The sequence below is a fragment of the Enterococcus sp. AN402 genome (assembly GCF_040719405.1).
GTDB lineage: Bacteria > Bacillota > Bacilli > Lactobacillales > Enterococcaceae > Enterococcus > Enterococcus faecalis.
Genome location: NZ_JBFDTM010000004.1, coordinates 2,637,812 through 2,655,000, shown reverse-complemented (window position 1 = coordinate 2,655,000; position 17,189 = coordinate 2,637,812). Strand labels below are relative to the sequence as shown.

Here is a 17,189-nt window from a genome sequence, read left to right as displayed (position 1 = left end):
ACTAAATGATGGCAACTAACAATAAGGGTTGCGCTCGTTGCGGGACTTAACCCAACATCTCACGACACGAGCTGACGACAACCATGCACCACCTGTCACTTTGTCCCCGAAGGGAAAGCTCTATCTCTAGAGTGGTCAAAGGATGTCAAGACCTGGTAAGGTTCTTCGCGTTGCTTCGAATTAAACCACATGCTCCACCGCTTGTGCGGGCCCCCGTCAATTCCTTTGAGTTTCAACCTTGCGGTCGTACTCCCCAGGCGGAGTGCTTAATGCGTTTGCTGCAGCACTGAAGGGCGGAAACCCTCCAACACTTAGCACTCATCGTTTACGGCGTGGACTACCAGGGTATCTAATCCTGTTTGCTCCCCACGCTTTCGAGCCTCAGCGTCAGTTACAGACCAGAGAGCCGCCTTCGCCACTGGTGTTCCTCCATATATCTACGCATTTCACCGCTACACATGGAATTCCACTCTCCTCTTCTGCACTCAAGTCTCCCAGTTTCCAATGACCCTCCCCGGTTGAGCCGGGGGCTTTCACATCAGACTTAAGAAACCGCCTGCGCTCGCTTTACGCCCAATAAATCCGGACAACGCTTGCCACCTACGTATTACCGCGGCTGCTGGCACGTAGTTAGCCGTGGCTTTCTGGTTAGATACCGTCAGGGGACGTTCAGTTACTAACGTCCTTGTTCTTCTCTAACAACAGAGTTTTACGATCCGAAAACCTTCTTCACTCACGCGGCGTTGCTCGGTCAGACTTTCGTCCATTGCCGAAGATTCCCTACTGCTGCCTCCCGTAGGAGTCTGGGCCGTGTCTCAGTCCCAGTGTGGCCGATCACCCTCTCAGGTCGGCTATGCATCGTGGCCTTGGTGAGCCGTTACCTCACCAACTAGCTAATGCACCGCGGGTCCATCCATCAGCGACACCCGAAAGCGCCTTTCACTTTTATGCCATGCGGCATAAACTGTTATGCGGTATTAGCACCTGTTTCCAAGTGTTATCCCCCTCTGATGGGTAGGTTACCCACGTGTTACTCACCCGTCCGCCACTCCTCTTTCCAATTGAGTGCAAGCACTCGGGAGGAAAGAAGCGTTCGACTTGCATGTATTAGGCACGCCGCCAGCGTTCGTCCTGAGCCAGGATCAAACTCTCATAATAAAAGTTAGAACAATCTTGCGATTGTTAAGCTCAATTTGTTTGCTAGCATATTGCTTGCTTGTTAAAAATGTTTGTTGTCTTGAATTGAATCAAGACGCCCTACACATTTGGTTCGTCTATTCTTTGTTCAGTTTTCAAAGGTCTACGTTACCTCGCAGCAACTTTTATATCATAACAAACTTTCGTTTGAATGTCAAGAACTTTTTTAAAAAAGTTTTTTTAAGTTGTTTTGCTTGGTTGTTGTTGTCTGTTGTGACAACTTCTATATCTTATCATCTCGTTTGTTATTTGTCAACAACTTTTTTGTTGTTTTTTCAAACTTTTTTCGAGAGATTTGAAATCAAGAATTGTTATTTAATTATTGATTTCTGAATCGCTCAGCTGTGTGACTCGCCTTGCGACATGTAATAATATACCAAGATTTCAAGCATTGGTCAATCATTATTTTCACTTTTTTTAAACTTTTTTTCAATACCGATTATTATGATTGGTATAGGTATTTTCGTTCGCTTTTTACCCCCTTTCATCATTTTTTGGCTATAGTTTATTAACTTTTAGCAAAATCTTCTAAATTTATCGTAATATATCAAGGATTTTGTCCTTTTTAGCAATTATTTGTTAAAATATGGAAAAGAGATTTTTTATATATGGAGGAAATGAACGCTTATGAAAATTTTAGTTGCAGATGATGATAAAGAAATTGTAGAACTATTGAGTATTTATATTCATAATGAAGGATACGAAGTCGTGAAAGCTTATGATGGAAAAGAAGCATTATCCAAATTGCACACAACACCAGATATCGATTTATTAATCTTGGACATTATGATGCCAATCATGGATGGAATGGAAGTAGTGAAAGAACTTCGAAAAGAATCGCAAATTCCAATTATTATGTTAACAGCAAAAACAACCGATATGGATAAAATCAAAGGCTTAGTTGCTGGTGCAGACGATTATGTCACCAAGCCTTTTAATCCTTTAGAAGTAATGGCTCGGGTGAAGTCTATTTTACGTAGAAGCCAAATGCAATTAACCAAAGAAGAACCCGATGAATTAGAAGTCGGCCCATTAATGATTAATAAGGACTCTCACGAAGTCAAAACAATAGAAGGAAAAGAAATTCAATTAACCGCTCTTGAGTTTGGTATCCTCTATCTATTAGCTAGTCATCCAAATCGTGTGTTTAGTGCGGATGAAATTTTTGAGCGTGTGTGGCAACAAGAAAGTATTGTTTCTGCTAAAACCGTGATGGTTCACGTCAGTCATTTAAGAGATAAGATTGAAGAAGCAACTGGTGGAGAAAAAGTCATTCAAACAGTGTGGGGAGTTGGATATAAGATCGATGCTCGTTAAACCTAAAAAGATTGAAAAACAAAAACGAATTACCTTAACTTCTAAAGAAATCAGCGAGTTATTAGCAGAAGCAATTGTGACAATTGTTTTATTACTACTATTAAATGTCTCAATTATGTTCCTTTTAGGACAACTACTTAGTGAAAACTCGCCCTTAGCTGGTGTCATCTGGGCCACTAAGGATGCGGTCGCTAAAGAATTAAATACTGATTTGTTTTGGAGCTGGAATAAATTTGTCTTACCCATTTTCTTTTTAGTAGATGCAGCTGTTCTCTATTGGCGCTTAATTCGTCGCTACCACCAAATGCAATTGCGTCATATTATCAGTGAGTTACATTACATCGCTGATGGTAATTACAATCACCGCATTCCGTTTGAATTAAGTGGTGATTTAGCAAAAGTCGTGACGAGTATTAACGGTCTAGTGGATAGTACTGTCGCAGCCATTGAAGATGAACGGCGAATTGAAAAATCAAAAGATGAATTAATTACGAATGTCAGTCATGATATTCGGACACCGTTAACTTCTATTATTGGTTATCTGGGATTGATTGAAGATCGTCAATTTCATAGCCAAGAAGATTTACTGAAATATACGCATACCGCTTACGTCAAAGCGAAACAAATGAAATTATTAGTTGATGATCTTTTTGAATATACAAAAGTCCGTCAACCAAGTGTACCGATTCATACGACGACTTTTGATATGGCACAATTAATTGAACAGCTTGCTGCCGATTTTGAATTGGAAGCGAAAAAGATTAATATGCAAATCCAAGTAAAAGCCAATCCAGCTTCTTTAATGATGGAAGGCGATACGGAAAAACTAGTCCGAGTCTTTAACAACCTTCTTTCAAACGCTTTGAAATATGGCAAAGGCGGCCATCATATTGTAATGGAAGTAGACAAAGTCGGCACCGAAGCAATTATCGCTGTTCGCAATGATGGACCAGCTATCCCTAAACATTCTTTAGATCAGTTATTTGACCGCTTCTATCGTGTCGAAGAATCCCGATCACAAGAAACGGGTGGTACTGGTTTAGGTCTGGCTATTGCACAAAGTATTGTTGCTTTACATGGTGGATATATTTATGCGAAGTCTGATCAAAAGTGGACTTCCTTTATTATTCATCTACCCTTACAGCGTACCAACAAGAAATCAGAGAGTTAATTGACATCCCTGAACTTTTTCGGTATTCTATAGAAAAGAGAAAACTAAGAGAAAAAGTATTTATGGCACTGAATTCCAGAGAGTTTGCGGGGGTGCGAGCAAACATTCATCCATAAAGAAGTCCGTCTCTTCCAGGTGTCCAGCGAAATAAGTTGGAACGGTCTGCAGCCGTTATCTGCAAATCAAGGGCAGTAACATTACTGAACTTGGGTGGTACCGCGAGATTTCCAGTCATTTCGTCCCAAGAATATTTATTTTTGGGGTGAGATGGCTTTTTTGTTGTTTTCTACAACAGTTATTATTGATTATGTACTAATTTTAAGGAGGAAAAAATATGTTAGATGTAAAAATGATGCGTCAAAATTTTGACGAAGTAAAAGCAAAGCTACAAACCCGTGGCGTGAAAGAAGAAATCTTAGTGGAATTTCTGCGTTTAGATGAAAGTCGCCGTGATTTATTAGTCAAAGTCGAAGAAATGAAAAAATACCGGAATGATGTGTCTGCTGAAATTGCTCAATTAAAACGAAACAAAGAAGATGCAACGGCCAAAATCGCGGAAATGAAAGAAGTCGGCGGCAATATTAAAGCGTTAGATGCAGAAATTAATGCTATTGACGAAGAGCTACGTGGGATCACAACTACTTTACCGAACTTGCCAGATGATTCTGTGCCTGTTGGTGCTGGTGAAGAAGAAAATGTAGAAGTACGTCGTTGGAGTGAACCAAGAACTTTTGCTTTTGAACCAAAACCACACTGGGAAGTCGCTGAAAACTTAGGCATTCTAGATTTTGAACGTGGTGCCAAAGTAGCTGGTAGCCGTTTTGTTTATTACAAAGGCTTAGGTGCTCGCTTAGAACGTGCGTTATACAACTTCATGTTAGATTTACATGTTTATGAACATGGCTATACAGAAATGATTACGCCTTATATCGTTAATGACACCGCCATGTTCGGAACTGGCCAATTTCCTAAATTTAAAGAAGATGTCTTCCAATTACAAGATACGGATTTAACGTTAATCCCAACGGCGGAAGTCCCTCTAACCAATTACTACAACAATGAAATTTTAGATGGCAAGGATTTACCAATTTACTTTACGGCCTTGAGCCCTTCTTTCCGTTCTGAAGCTGGTAGCGCTGGTCGTGACACACGTGGGTTAATTCGTTTACACCAATTTAATAAAGTCGAAATGGTTAAATTTAGTGATGCAGAGCATTCTTATGAGGAATTAGAAAAAATGACGAATAATGCTGAAGAAATTCTGCAAAAACTGGGATTACCTTACCGTGTCATGGCTCTTTCAACAGGTGACATGGGCTTCTCAGCTGCGAAAACTTATGACTTGGAAGTTTGGATTCCCGCTCAAGAGACATACCGTGAAATCAGTTCATGCTCAAACTGTGAAGATTTCCAAGCGCGCCGTGCGATGATTCGTTACCGTGATGAAAATGATAAAGTCCAATATGCGCATACACTCAATGGTTCTGGTTTAGCCGTAGGACGGACAGTCGCTGCTATTTTAGAAAACTACCAAAACGAAGATGGCTCTGTGACTGTACCAGAAGTCCTAGTTCCTTACATGGGTAACCTAACAGTTATTAAATAAAGGGAAGATGAAGGTCGTTGTCTGATATCAGATAACGGCTTTTATTCTATAGGAAAAGGAGCCTGTAACAAAAATCACTTTGGATTTTTGTTACAGGCTTAAAAATTGATAAACGGCGGAAACAGAAGCAAATCCTTCATTCTACAGAAAAAGAGGCAGACGTCGAAATGACGTCTGCCTCTTTTAAATTTCAAAAAAATCAGCTTTTATTTTATTGAACAGAATAGTTTGGTGCTTCTTTTGTGATTTGAACGTCATGTGGATGTGATTCTTTCAATCCGTTACCACTCATTTGAACAAATTGTGCTTCTTCACGCAACGCTTTCAGGTCTGCTGCACCGACGTAACCCATCCCTGATTTCAAGCCACCGATTAATTGGAAGACAATATCAGAAACGCTTCCTTTGTAAGCAACACGTCCTTCGATTCCTTCTGGCACTAATTTGTTTGCTTCATTGACACTTCCTTGGAAGTAACGATCACTTGATCCTTTTTCCATTGCACCTAATGAGCCCATGCCACGGTAAGTTTTGAAACGACGGCCTTGATAAATTTCAAATTCGCCTGGAGATTCATCTGTACCTGCTAACATACTTCCTAGCATTACAGCATGTCCACCAGCAGCTAAGGCTTTCACGATATCACCAGAATATTTAATACCGCCATCAGCGATAATTGCTTTACCATATTCTCTAGCTACAGAAGCAGCATCATAAATCGCTGTTAATTGAGGAACACCAACACCAGCAACGACACGTGTTGTACAAATTGAACCAGGTCCAATACCAACTTTGACAACGTCAACGCCGACATCATACAATGCTTTGGTTGCTTCAGCAGTGGCAACATTACCAGCAATTAATGTTGCTTCAGGGAACGTTTCACGAATTTCTTTAATTTTGCGAATAACGCCGGCACTATGGCCATGTGCAGTATCGATAACAATCGCATCGGCACCTGCTTCTAATAATGCTTCCGCACGTTCGAACGTATCACTAGTAACACCGACTGCTGCCGCCACAAGTAAACGACCGTGTTCGTCTTTGGCAGCATTTGGGAATTCAATCACTTTTTCAATGTCTTTAATTGTAATTAAGCCACTTAAGCGACCTGCTTCATCAACGATTGGTAATTTTTCGATTTTATGTTTTTGTAAGATTTTTTCTGCATCTTTTAAAGATGTGCCAACTGGCGCAGTGACTAAATGATCTTTTGTCATGACTTCTTCGATTTTGATTTGGTAGTCGGTTACAAAACGCATATCACGGTTTGTAATAATTCCGACTAATTTACGGTTTTCCATTGTTTCTACAATTGGCACACCGCTAATACGGTAACGACTCATTAATTCTTCTGCATCCGCTACTAAGTTTGTTGGTGTTAGAAAGAATGGATCAATGATAACGCCGCTTTCAGAACGTTTGACTTTACGTACTTCGTCTGCTTGTTGGGCGACAGTCATATTTTTATGTACGACACCTAGTCCACCTTGACGAGCCATCGCAATTGCCATATTACTATCTGTAACAGTATCCATACTGGCACTCATCAATGGAATATTTAACTTGATATTTTTAGCTAATTGTACACTCATGTCTACATCATTTGGTAAGACATGGCTTTCTGCAGGGATTAATAGCACATCATCAAATGTAAGACCTTTTTTCGCAAATTTTGTTTCCCAATTTGACATTTTTTTGTCCACTCCTCGACTTAATTTTATATATGAAAATAACAGATAATACTAAGGAAGTCAACTAGATTTGTTTAAATAATCAATGAGGAATAAAGGACAAAACGCCGAAATCGGTTTGTCCTTTATTCAACTCTTCCTAATTAAGGTCCTACTTTCATCGTTGTTCTTTTATCTTGTGTTTCTTTTTTTGTTGTAAAAATCGGCTAAATCCAAAACCGCCGACAGAAAGCAAGGTCATCATTGTCCCTATTTTTTGCACTTTTGTTCTTTGGTAACGGATGTCGACATGTCCTGTACCAGATAAAGAAAGAGCGGCTAAACCTCCTTGATTGGTTAGGCTCATTTTTTTAGCGCCCGTTTGGTTTTTCATTTGAATCGTGGCTTGATAGCCTAAGTAATAAATAAAAGGAACGGTCACCTTCGCTGATTGCTTCACCACTTGGTAGTTAAATGAAATTTTCCCATAAGGCATTCTAACATTTGTAATGGTTACTTGTTCTGCCGAATAATCAAGTGGTCGTTTTTTCTGTTTCAATAATTCCTGATAATTGATTTCATCTGGCAAATATTCATGGCCCGCACCGATATAAAAAGGCGTTGGTTGCTCATACTCAGCTTTTGTTAACAGGCGACCTTGTTGTGACTGAATACTTTGATATTGATAAATGCCTAAATTGCTGATGGCAAGGAAAACCAACAAAGCCACAGTCCAAGATTTACGGAAAACGCCCCATTCGTCTTGTGCAATGAAAAAAGCGAGCATTACGGAAAGAATCCCTAAAAACCGCCAAGGAAACTGAATCGTATTTAAAGGCGTGTGGTTCAGCCAGTGCCAAGGAAAAAGCGTGGTAACCATCAATAAGAGTACCAGCGTCAAACCAATAAACCGTTTGTCCTGAATTTTTTTGCTGGCAAGCGAAACCACTGCTACAACAAGTCCCACAAACAAAAGGGTTCCTAGATTCGCTGTTTTCGCGTGAAAAACACTGCTCTTTAAACTATTAATGAAAAGAGAATCAATGGGATAACTTCTTTCGGAAATATAAGTGAGTGGATTGGATGTAACTTTAAACACTTGATTTTTCATTTGTTCAGCAACTGGTAAAAGATAAAAGGCCAGCCAAAGCAGCGTCAAACCTGCAGCCTTCGCTAATGCCAACAGGACCTCCTTTTTAAAAAACTGCTGCCAATAAAACAGAATGTATAACCCAATCCAAATAGAAACCATTTCAATAGAAATAAAGTGAGCCAACCCAATCCCAGTCATCGCCAGCGTTAATAATGGCCAATATTTCGTGGTTCCCTTTCGTAATAAAAACAGGCTCGCTAAGACCAACGGAAAAAAACTTAGCGCCAAAAATTCTCCTAACGCTTGGCGATTAAACAAGTCTTGCATGCGGTAAATAGATAAGCCATACAAAATGGCAAAGAGATAGCTTCTTTTTTTAGAGAGCGCCATTAATCGGCCTGCATAATAAGTAAGACTAAATGTTGCCAAGTTTACTGCAAACACAAAAATCGCCATACTAGCGACAAAGGAAAGCCCCAGAACACGCAAAAGCGCAGGTAAATAAAGATACGCATCTGGATAAAACAAACTAGAGGCATAGCCATAGCCTCCCAAGAAAAAATAATTGATTTTAGGAAACCAGTCGTTGTTTTTAATTGCTAATGCGAGACCTTCCACCCGATTTTGATGAAAGCGGAAATCACTTGCTCGTAAAAAATTCTCTTGAAAATAGACAAAATAGAGAGAAAGTCCACTTAATAAGAGAAAACTAATAAAAATGAGTAGCCGCTCGTGTTGACGGCACCAAGACTTCACTTGTTGTCCCATAAGAGGGGCTCCTTTCTTTACAAACTTCTGAAAACAGAAGCCTGGGACACTAGTTTTTTCGACTAATCCCCCAGGCTTTAACTGTTAAAACGCTCTATTGAGAGAGCGACTTTGCTTGTTGCAGTTTCTGCGTCAGCCGAGCGCATTCACAATTGAGCGCGCGCCGTTTATTGACGTGTCATGAAACTGCCTTGAATATTGTATTTTTTCTTGAAGAAATAGCGTGCTACAAAGGCTAACGCACCGATTACTAAAGCAATCATCGGATCTAAAATGGGATTGATCACTGGTGGCAGCATCGCTGAACCAGCGAAAACTGCAATCCACAAGAACATTCCGCCAAATAGAATGGCAGTCGTTTTTAACCAACCAGGACGTTTGCTTTTGTCGCCACCTTGACGATCAAAACGGTAAACATATTTGTGCATTAGATAGAAAACATAACCCCCAGCCATCGCACCTAAGATATATGTGGTTAATCCGAGAGGCTGTGCAGTTCCTTTTGAAAATAGAGACATCGCCGCTAACATGATTGTTAATAAACCAAGTAATAGTAAGGTATTGTCGAGCCAAATCATCCAGCCCGCTGGTTCTTTGACTTCTGCTGGTTTATTTAAAATTGCTTCCGTCCGTTCTGAAACAGTGCCAAATAACTGACGGGCTGTTTTGCCTGTTTTTTGACCGGCTACTAATTCTGGCAAAATACCGTGTAGAGCCAATGCTAGCTCTTCTTCAGATAAATTAGCCGCTTTTAATGATTTTTTTAAGTCAAAAATGTATTGTTCATTTCTTTTAGTCAAATTCTGTTCTAATTGACGATTCTCAGCCACGATTGCTCGTAATGCTTCTGCTTCCATAGTTGTATCCTCCTCACCCTCATGTAGAGGGAACCTCTTTCTAAACGGCTGAATGGCCTTAAATATGTGGGCTTATCCCAAAACAAATTGCTTGTTGGGCACATTTTTTTAAACGTTAAAACGGAACAACATAACATCGCCATCTTGAACGACGTAGTCTTTTCCTTCTAAACGAACACGGCCCGCTTCTTTGGCAGCTTGCATATTGCCATATTTATCTAGGTCTTCATAAGAAACTGTTTCCGCACGAATGAAGCCTCGTTCAAAGTCACTGTGGATAATCCCAGCTGCTTGAGGTGCCTTGATTCCCTTACGGAACGTCCATGCACGAACTTCTTGTTCACCAGCTGTAAAGTAGGTAGCTAAGCCTAACAAATCGTACGCCGCACGAATCAATTGATCTAAGCCAGATTGTTCAATGCCCATTGCTTCTAAAAATTCAGCCTTGTCTTCTTCAGAATCCAATTCAGCAATTTCTTCTTCTGCTCGCGCACTAACTACGATTACTTCCGCATTTTCACTGGTTGCAAAATTACGAACTTGTTGTACATACTCGTTGTTGTCTGGATCCGCCACTTCATCTTCTGAAACATTTGCTACATAAAGGACCGGCTTTGTGGTTAATAAGAAAAGAGATTTAACAATTTTCTCTTCTTCTGGCGTAAATTCAATCGTACGAGCAGATAAACCTTCTTCTAAAACTGGTTTAATTTTGTCTAAAACAGCTAATTCTTCCACCGCTTCTTTATCTTTTGCTTTCGCCATTTTTGCCACGCGAGTATAGCGTTTATTGATTGAATCTAAATCTGCTAAAATTAGCTCTAAATTAATTGTATCAATGTCTGCTAAAGGATCAACGAAATCCGCATCCCGATTTTGTTCACGCATGATATTTTCGTCATCAAAACAACGAACCACGTGACAGATTGCATCTACTTGACGAATGTGACTTAAAAACTGATTTCCTAGCCCTTCTCCTTTACTGGCACCTTTAACAATTCCGGCGATGTCTGTAAATTCAAACGTTGTGGGAACTGTTTTTTTCGGTTTTACTAGTTCTGTCAAGCGTTGTAAACGGGCATCTGGTACTTCAACCATGCCGACGTTCGGATCAATCGTTGCAAAGGGATAATTTGCAGCTTCTGCTCCTGCTTTTGTAATTGCGTTAAATAGGGTCGATTTACCAACGTTTGGTAAGCCGACAATTCCAGCTGTTAGTGCCATTTGTTTTCCACTCTTTCTCTCAGTCTATTCTCTTTTCTATTAGAGGCATCAAAGCATTAGTCTGCTTTTTTCTCGATTACTTTTTTTAATTTTTTAGTAAAATCACGACGCGGCATCATGACAATATGCCCGCAATTCGTGCACTTGATTTTGATATCAGCGCCCATGCGAATGATTTGCCAACGATTTGCTTGGCAAGCATGCGGCTTTTTCATTTCGACAATATCGCCTAAATCATACATGTTCCAAGCCTTCTTTCTTCTCTTACTTATATAAAAATACCATGATTACAATACCATTTTTTAACGAAACTAGCAAAAGGATTTGTGACTTTCTGTCTTACTTTCTCACTTTGCTTTTTTATTCCTCGTCAAAATGAATATCTAAAATATCTAAAATTCTAGCCAAATCCGAAGAGGACAAGTACTCAATTTCAATTTTTCCTTTGCCTTCTTTTTCTTGAATCGCTACGGTTGTCCCAAATTTATCCATTAAGCGGTCTTCACTTTCACGAATATAAATGGGTTTTTCTTTGATGGCTTTTTTCGCTTTTTTGCCCTTTTTGCCTTGTGTTTCGTTTAATTCAGCGACAAGTTGTTCTAATTGTCGAACCGTTAAATTGTCTTTAATACAACGATTAGCTAATGGCAATAGCTGTTCTTTGTTCTTCAAGCCTAATAACGTCCGTGCTTGACCCATTGACATGCTTTGTTTTTGAACCATTGCTTTGACCGCATCTGGTAAGGTTAGCAACCGTAAATAATTGGCAATATACGGGCGACTTTTGCCCAAACGTTCTGCGACTTCCGCTTGTGTTAATTTCAAATTTTTCATTAGCATTTCATAGGCTTCTGCTTCTTCTAGCGGATTTAAATCTTCCCTTTGTAAGTTTTCCAAAACAGCAACTTGCATCATGGATTCTTCATCAAATTCGCGAATAATTGCGGGAATTTTTTCTTTGCCGGCTAATTTAGAAGCCCGGAACCGACGCTCACCTGCAATAATTTCATAGCCTTTAACTGCCGATTTACGAACAATAATCGGTTGAAACACACCGGAATGTAGAATCGAGTTTGCAAGTTCTTGTAAAGAGGTTTCATCAAATGTTTTCCGCGGTTGGTAAGGATTGGGACGAAGTTCGTTTAATAGAATTTCTGTCACTTGTTCGTTCTTAACGTCGACATCTTCTAGCTTTGCGATATCTTGAAACAAGGCATCGATGCCTCTGCCTAAACCTTTGCCTTTATTCATTCTCCAACACTTCCTTTGCTAGTGCTTGATACACTTCGGCACCTTTTGAGCGAATATCATAGTCAATGATTGGTAAACCATGACTTGGTGCTTCGGATAAACGGACATTTCTTGGAATAATCGTGTCATAGACTTTTTCACGGAAATATTTACGGACTTCTTCCACGACTTCGGCACCTAAATTGGTCCGAGCATCGTACATGGTTAACAAGACTCCTTCAATTTTCAATTCAGGGTTAAAATGTTTTTGAACCAAGCGAATCGTATTTAGCAATTGACTCAAGCCTTCTAATGCGTAATATTCACATTGAACAGGAATTAGAATCGAATCACTTGCTGTAAAAGCATTGATTGTTAAATGCCCTAGAGAAGGCGGGCAATCAATTAAAACGAAATCATACATGTCTCTTACTTCATCAATTGCTAATTTCAAGCGCGATTCTCGAGCCATCATTGAAGTTAATTCAATTTCGGCGCCTGCTAATTGAATAGTTGCAGGGACAATATCTAAATTTTCACGGCTGGTATGTTGAACCACGCTAGTGATTGGTTCTTCATTTACAAGGACATCATACACATCGTGTGCGACATCTGGTTTAGGGACACCCATGCCACTGGTAGCATTTCCTTGTGCATCAATGTCGATCAGTAAGACTTTTTTGCCTAAGTTTGCTAAACATGCGCCTAAATTTACAGTGGTCGTTGTTTTACCAACGCCGCCTTTTTGGTTCGCTACAGAAATAATTCGTGTCATGTGTGTGCCTCCATCTTATTTAATCGGTTGTTTATTTGGTAATCCAGGTTTTCTGGGATATTTTTTAGGGGTTTCTTTTTTCTTTTGAATCACGACAATGTGGCGTTCGTCTGCCGTAATCGGCAAAGTAAAACCAACTTCTTTTTGAAATTGACCGCCTAATGTAGCGATTGCAGGTTTTGCTTCATTAATTTCTTCTTCACTTTTCGATGCTTTTAAGGCTAAAAAATAGCCTTCTCTTTTAACTAAGGGTAAACACAGTTCACTTAAAACATTTAATCGTGCAACTGCTCGCGCTGTAACGTAATCAAATGCGCCACGAAATTCTGCTTTTTGACCAAATGTTTCTGCACGATCATGATACAAAGAAACATTAGCCAAACCTAGTTGATTCACCAACTCTGTTAGGAAAGTAATTCGTTTATTTAAAGAGTCAACAATTGTGACATTTAATGAAGGAAAAACAATTTTCAAAGGAATACTTGGAAATCCTGCGCCTGCGCCAACATCACAAATGGCTTTATCGCTGGCAAAGTCTTCAAAGAATGCCAACGAAACAGAATCATAGAAATGTTTCAAATAAACTTCTTTTTCTTCTGTAATGGCTGTTAAATTCATTTTTTCATTCCATTCTACTAATAAATGGAAATATTGGTCAAATTGTGTCATCTGTTGGTCTGTCAATTCAATGCCTTTTGCGGCTAATAGTTGTCTAAATTCTTCGGGTAGCATAAAGACTCCTTCCTTTTTTGTGAAACAGAAAAATGTTTCACAATCATCTTTTCCTACTTTAACGCAAATAGCAATTTCTTGCAATGCTTTTCGGAAGATTTTTGCCTGAATGATAAAAGAAAAACTCGCCTTTTTATGTAGTAAAAAGTCTCTAGCCACGGGCCAAAATGTTCAATTGGCGGCAACGAAAACCGCCTTTCTCTAAGAGTAAAACAAGCCAGTGTTTCATGTGAAACATTGGCTTGTTTTACTTACTATAATCATCGCACTTTATTTGTCGTTCTCTGCGGTAGTCGTATTCTTGGATACGGGGACTTAACCAACCTTTTTTGGCTGTTTTTCGTAATTGATGATCAAATCTCCCTGGTGGTGAACTATCTAGTAATTCATGGGTACGATTATTCCGATTTGCATAATTAAACGATTCACCATTCAAGACTTTTTCCTGGTATTCATTGTTTTTGGCCGCTTGATAATAAGCTGGATTACTAATTAATCTGCCTCGCCAGTCTTCAACTAACACATCCCACTGGGTTACAAAGGTCCCTTCTTCATTCAAAATAAACTCACTGTGAAAATTAGGCGTCAATCGTTTCTTATTAATTAAAGAATAAGATGCCCCCTCAGGGTATTTGTTGTGCAAACGAGCAGAGCTTTTTTTCAGCTTCCGCCCGCCCATCCCTTGCGGCTTGGCCGCAAAAACATAGCGTTTTAATGCCTGTTCATCGGTGTCCCCTTCTTGTTTAAAAAAATCGCGGATATACGTGATATTTTGACGATCAATATACATTCTTAATTGATGTATCTTTTTCGCTTTCTCTTGATTAAAGCTCCCAAGAAGACCTAACGGATAGGCTTTTTGAACTGTTTTTGCCAACAAATCCCAAAACGTCGCATGCGGTGCAACCGTCTTCGAGAAACGATAAGGTCCTACTAATTGCAACATGCCATGCTGATCCAACACTGCACCTAATTGCCATAACAGTAACGAGAGCTTTTCTTGCGGACGATAAGCCGAAAAGCGAAATAATCGCTCATACGCTGAAGAGCCCACTTCTTCCACTTCAGAAAATAGTTCCGCGACTGCTGTTTTCGCTTGCTCAAGTGGCAAGAAACGCGTGTCTTTTATGGCGCTTTCCACTAATCCATAAACAGCTTGGCGGTCCCAGCCAGCGTCAATCGCCGCCTCTACACCAGCGCTCATTGCTTGTTGTAATTCTTGCCAACGTCCCATCTTCTCGCCGCCTTTTTCTATATACTTCTTCTATAATGATAATCCTTTCCCCGCAAAATGCCAACTGCTTTAACGCAAAAAAACAACCCGCCCTTTGGGGAAGGGCGGGCGGAGGAGTTAAAAAATGAAAAAGTGTTTTGTTAGGGTTTTGTTTATCGGGTATGTTTAAATAATAGCCGTTAAATGTGAAGAAACTATGGTAAAAATGCGCCTTCTTTTCAACAAAATTTTGAAAAAGTCTCTTCAGAAATTAAGATTTTTTTGCGAAGTTGCCCACTGGCCACTCCCGTTCAACATATTATATATTTAATATTCATAAAACCATAAAAGAAATATACACAATAATGAATATTTATTCAACGGTTAATAAAACAACCAAAAAAGCGAGTGATTTACACTCGCTTTTTCAACTAAATTAAATGATTTTCTCTTAAAATATCACCAATATACGTATCCTCAAATTTCTTCACAAAGTGTTCAACCATTTTGCGTTCCACGAACGGCATATCCATTTCTGTTAATTTTTTCTTGTCAGATAAATAATAAACAGAGTTTGCTAAGACGCGCAAGTCGTATGCAGAAGCAAACACTTCTGGTACTCCGCGTTCAACCTCTAGCAATTGATAAACAGCTTCCATCGCTGTCCGTACAGAATACTCTGTTGTAAACACCGTATCTCGTTCAGTATCTGCGAAGTTCCCAATGAAAGCAAGATTTTTAGAGCCGTTTGGTACAACTAATGGTCGATCGCCTGGTTCTCTTAACATAAAGTAAGAAGTGATAAACGGCATATAAACCGGAATAGTGGTAGCCGATTCTTCTGAAATACGTTCAATTTCCCCTTCTGGGACCCCTAAATGATAAAGTAACTCTTGCGTAATTTCTTGGCCTGTACATTGTTCGATTGGTTTTTTAATATAATTTCCTGGTTTATTAGAAAGTAATCCATATACCCAAGTTATAGATTGTTGATCATTTTGTTCTTTGAAATGCGGTTGTCTATGCATAGCAAAACTCATCATCCAATTAGAGTCTTTGATAGTAATAATACCACCTGTGACAATTTTTCCTGTGCGTAATTTACGATGTGTTAACCGAGAAAGATACGGTTCAATATCGAAATTTTCCCACGTAATCGTTGCTGAGACAAACCAACTTTCATCTGGTAAATTTTCACAGAAAACTTCTGGGTGTCCAAATTCTGAGGATTGTTTTGCTAAGTTTTTCCAGAGATTCCAACTTCCCCCTAGTTCATGAGTAATTGGTGCTGGTGTATGATGATCTCCTTGCGTCGAACTTTCAGTAATTGAGCCATTCGTTACGAAGACTAAATCATTTTCAGTTAAAGGAATTTCTTTGGTTTTGCCCGCTTGTGTCAACAATAATCGCCGAGCAACTTTAGTAGCTCCTTTGATGTCGACTTGGATATCATTGATCGTTGTTTCATATTGAAAGTCTACCCCTTGATTGGTTAAAAAGCTTAATAATGGTTTCACTAACGATTCGTATTGATTGTATTTGGTAAACTTCAAGGCTGTAAAGTCAGGCAAACCTTTGATGTGGTGGATAAAGCGCATGATGTAACGGCGCATTTCAATGGCAGAGTGCCATTTTTCAAAAGCAAACATTGAACACCAATAGATCCAAAAGTTGGATTCAAAAAATTCTTCGCCGAAAACATCTTCAATTTTTTTGCCAATTAATTGATCTTCAGAAGTCATAAATAAATCAACGATTTCTTTTTGTGCTTTTTTGGATAAAGTAAATTGTCCATCATCTGGGACACGTTCGCCACGGTTATGAATAATGCGGCAATTTGAAGAATTCGGATCATCTAAATCTAAACGGTAAAACTCATCTAGGACAGAGGCATCTTCTACTTCTAATGATGGTACCGAACGAAATAGATCCCACAAACACTCGAAATGGTTTTCCATTTCGCGTCCGCCGCGAGTGACAAAGCCATCATGGGGAATAAATTTACCATCTAAAGAACCGCCAGACAGCGTGAGTTCTTCAAAAATGTGAATATTTTCGCCCTTCATTTGACCGTCACGAATTAAGAAAACAGCCGTTGCTAAACCTGCTAGGCCACCACCAACGATATAGGCACTCTTGTCATCTACACCTTTTGGTTTTCTTGGTCGAGCAAATGCTTCATAATTTCCATTTGTGTATCTCATTCTCGTTTCCTCCTATCATTTGATACCCTCATCATACTGCTACCAAAAAAAATACCCAAAAGATAACCCTTTTTTTTAAGAAATTCTTTGACAAATAAAGAAAATTGTCTAATTTTTAAGCAAGTGAATA

The 17,189-nt window shown here is 39.4% G+C and carries 13 protein-coding genes, 1 rRNA gene and 1 other annotated feature (1 of these 15 cut by a window edge); of the genes, 3 read left to right on the top strand and 11 right to left on the bottom strand.

Annotated elements, in window-relative coordinates:
* Window positions 1-1,158: ribosomal RNA gene (locus tag AB1I62_RS14340) — 16S ribosomal RNA — on the bottom strand (it extends 403 nt beyond the left edge of the window).
* A gap of 666 nt (window positions 1,159-1,824) precedes the next feature.
* Here AB1I62_RS14340 and AB1I62_RS14335 point away from each other — a divergent pair.
* The 3 genes from AB1I62_RS14335 to serS all read left to right on the top strand — a co-directional run bounded on the left by AB1I62_RS14335 (window position 1,825) and on the right by serS (window position 5,291).
* On the top strand, window positions 1,825-2,514 hold the full coding sequence (locus AB1I62_RS14335; RefSeq protein ID WP_002355963.1) for a response regulator transcription factor: 690 nt from the start codon (window positions 1,825-1,827) through the stop codon (window positions 2,512-2,514).
* Window positions 2,504-3,685, top strand: coding sequence for a HAMP domain-containing sensor histidine kinase (locus AB1I62_RS14330; RefSeq protein ID WP_002363566.1), 1,182 nt, complete (start codon window positions 2,504-2,506; stop codon window positions 3,683-3,685). The genes AB1I62_RS14335 and AB1I62_RS14330 overlap by 11 nt, the downstream gene beginning before the upstream one ends.
* 38 nt (window positions 3,686-3,723) lie before the next feature.
* Window positions 3,724-3,932, top strand: a binding site (T-box leader).
* Between the two features lie 87 nt (window positions 3,933-4,019).
* Entirely contained in the window at window positions 4,020-5,291 is a 1,272-nt protein-coding gene (serS, locus tag AB1I62_RS14325; RefSeq protein ID WP_002355965.1) for a serine--tRNA ligase, read from the top strand.
* Window positions 5,292-5,502: 211 nt separating this feature from the next.
* On the opposite strand, the gene guaB is transcribed toward serS, so the two are convergent.
* From guaB to AB1I62_RS14275, 10 genes are all read right to left on the bottom strand, one after another.
* Window positions 5,503-6,984, bottom strand: a complete 1,482-nt coding sequence (gene guaB / locus AB1I62_RS14320) for an IMP dehydrogenase (RefSeq protein WP_002355966.1) — start codon at window positions 6,982-6,984, stop codon at window positions 5,503-5,505.
* Window positions 6,985-7,141: 157 nt separating this feature from the next.
* Window positions 7,142-8,824, bottom strand: a complete 1,683-nt coding sequence (locus AB1I62_RS14315; RefSeq protein ID WP_002386441.1) for a 6-pyruvoyl-tetrahydropterin synthase-related protein — start codon at window positions 8,822-8,824, stop codon at window positions 7,142-7,144.
* A 167-nt stretch (window positions 8,825-8,991) separates the two neighbouring features.
* On the bottom strand, window positions 8,992-9,681 hold the full coding sequence (locus AB1I62_RS14310; protein ID WP_002363563.1) for a DUF1129 domain-containing protein: 690 nt from the start codon (window positions 9,679-9,681) through the stop codon (window positions 8,992-8,994).
* A gap of 108 nt (window positions 9,682-9,789) precedes the next feature.
* Window positions 9,790-10,905, bottom strand: coding sequence for a redox-regulated ATPase YchF (gene ychF / locus AB1I62_RS14305; RefSeq protein WP_002355971.1), 1,116 nt, complete (start codon window positions 10,903-10,905; stop codon window positions 9,790-9,792).
* 56 nt (window positions 10,906-10,961) lie between these two features.
* Entirely contained in the window at window positions 10,962-11,147 is a 186-nt protein-coding gene (locus AB1I62_RS14300; RefSeq protein WP_002355974.1) for a DUF951 domain-containing protein, read from the bottom strand.
* 118 nt (window positions 11,148-11,265) lie between these two features.
* Window positions 11,266-12,156, bottom strand: a complete 891-nt coding sequence (locus AB1I62_RS14295; RefSeq protein ID WP_002355975.1) for a ParB/RepB/Spo0J family partition protein — start codon at window positions 12,154-12,156, stop codon at window positions 11,266-11,268.
* A complete protein-coding gene (locus AB1I62_RS14290; RefSeq protein WP_002355976.1) occupies window positions 12,149-12,910 on the bottom strand; it encodes an AAA family ATPase in 762 nt (253 codons plus the stop codon). Before AB1I62_RS14290 ends, AB1I62_RS14295 begins: the two co-directional genes overlap by 8 nt.
* Window positions 12,911-12,925: 15 nt before the next feature.
* Window positions 12,926-13,642, bottom strand: a complete 717-nt coding sequence (rsmG, locus tag AB1I62_RS14285) for a 16S rRNA (guanine(527)-N(7))-methyltransferase RsmG (protein WP_010716707.1) — start codon at window positions 13,640-13,642, stop codon at window positions 12,926-12,928.
* Window positions 13,643-13,889: 247 nt separating this feature from the next.
* Window positions 13,890-14,876, bottom strand: coding sequence for a DUF3114 domain-containing protein (locus tag AB1I62_RS14280; RefSeq protein WP_002387420.1), 987 nt, complete (start codon window positions 14,874-14,876; stop codon window positions 13,890-13,892).
* Window positions 14,877-15,286: 410 nt separating this feature from the next.
* Complete coding sequence (locus tag AB1I62_RS14275; RefSeq protein WP_002386438.1) at window positions 15,287-17,059, bottom strand: oleate hydratase; 1,773 nt, start codon at window positions 17,057-17,059, stop codon at window positions 15,287-15,289.
* Window positions 17,060-17,189: the final 130 nt, after the last annotated feature.

Bases quoted from the DNA above. Each gene is read 5' to 3' on its own strand.
- AB1I62_RS14335 (WP_002355963.1), top strand. From the start codon at position 1,825: ATGAAAATTTTAGTTGCAGATGATGATAAAGAAATTGTAGAACTATTG.
- AB1I62_RS14330 (WP_002363566.1), top strand. From the start codon at position 2,504: ATGCTCGTTAAACCTAAAAAGATTGAAAAACAAAAACGAATTACCTTA.
- serS (WP_002355965.1), top strand. From the start codon at position 4,020: ATGTTAGATGTAAAAATGATGCGTCAAAATTTTGACGAAGTAAAAGCA.
- guaB (WP_002355966.1), bottom strand. From the start codon at position 6,984: ATGTCAAATTGGGAAACAAAATTTGCGAAAAAAGGTCTTACATTTGAT.
- AB1I62_RS14315 (WP_002386441.1), bottom strand. From the start codon at position 8,824: ATGGGACAACAAGTGAAGTCTTGGTGCCGTCAACACGAGCGGCTACTC.
- AB1I62_RS14310 (WP_002363563.1), bottom strand. From the start codon at position 9,681: ATGGAAGCAGAAGCATTACGAGCAATCGTGGCTGAGAATCGTCAATTA.
- ychF (WP_002355971.1), bottom strand. From the start codon at position 10,905: ATGGCACTAACAGCTGGAATTGTCGGCTTACCAAACGTTGGTAAATCG.
- AB1I62_RS14300 (WP_002355974.1), bottom strand. From the start codon at position 11,147: ATGTATGATTTAGGCGATATTGTCGAAATGAAAAAGCCGCATGCTTGC.
- AB1I62_RS14295 (WP_002355975.1), bottom strand. From the start codon at position 12,156: ATGAATAAAGGCAAAGGTTTAGGCAGAGGCATCGATGCCTTGTTTCAA.
- AB1I62_RS14290 (WP_002355976.1), bottom strand. From the start codon at position 12,910: ATGACACGAATTATTTCTGTAGCGAACCAAAAAGGCGGCGTTGGTAAA.
- rsmG (WP_010716707.1), bottom strand. From the start codon at position 13,642: ATGCTACCCGAAGAATTTAGACAACTATTAGCCGCAAAAGGCATTGAA.
- AB1I62_RS14280 (WP_002387420.1), bottom strand. From the start codon at position 14,876: ATGGGACGTTGGCAAGAATTACAACAAGCAATGAGCGCTGGTGTAGAG.
- AB1I62_RS14275 (WP_002386438.1), bottom strand. From the start codon at position 17,059: ATGAGATACACAAATGGAAATTATGAAGCATTTGCTCGACCAAGAAAA.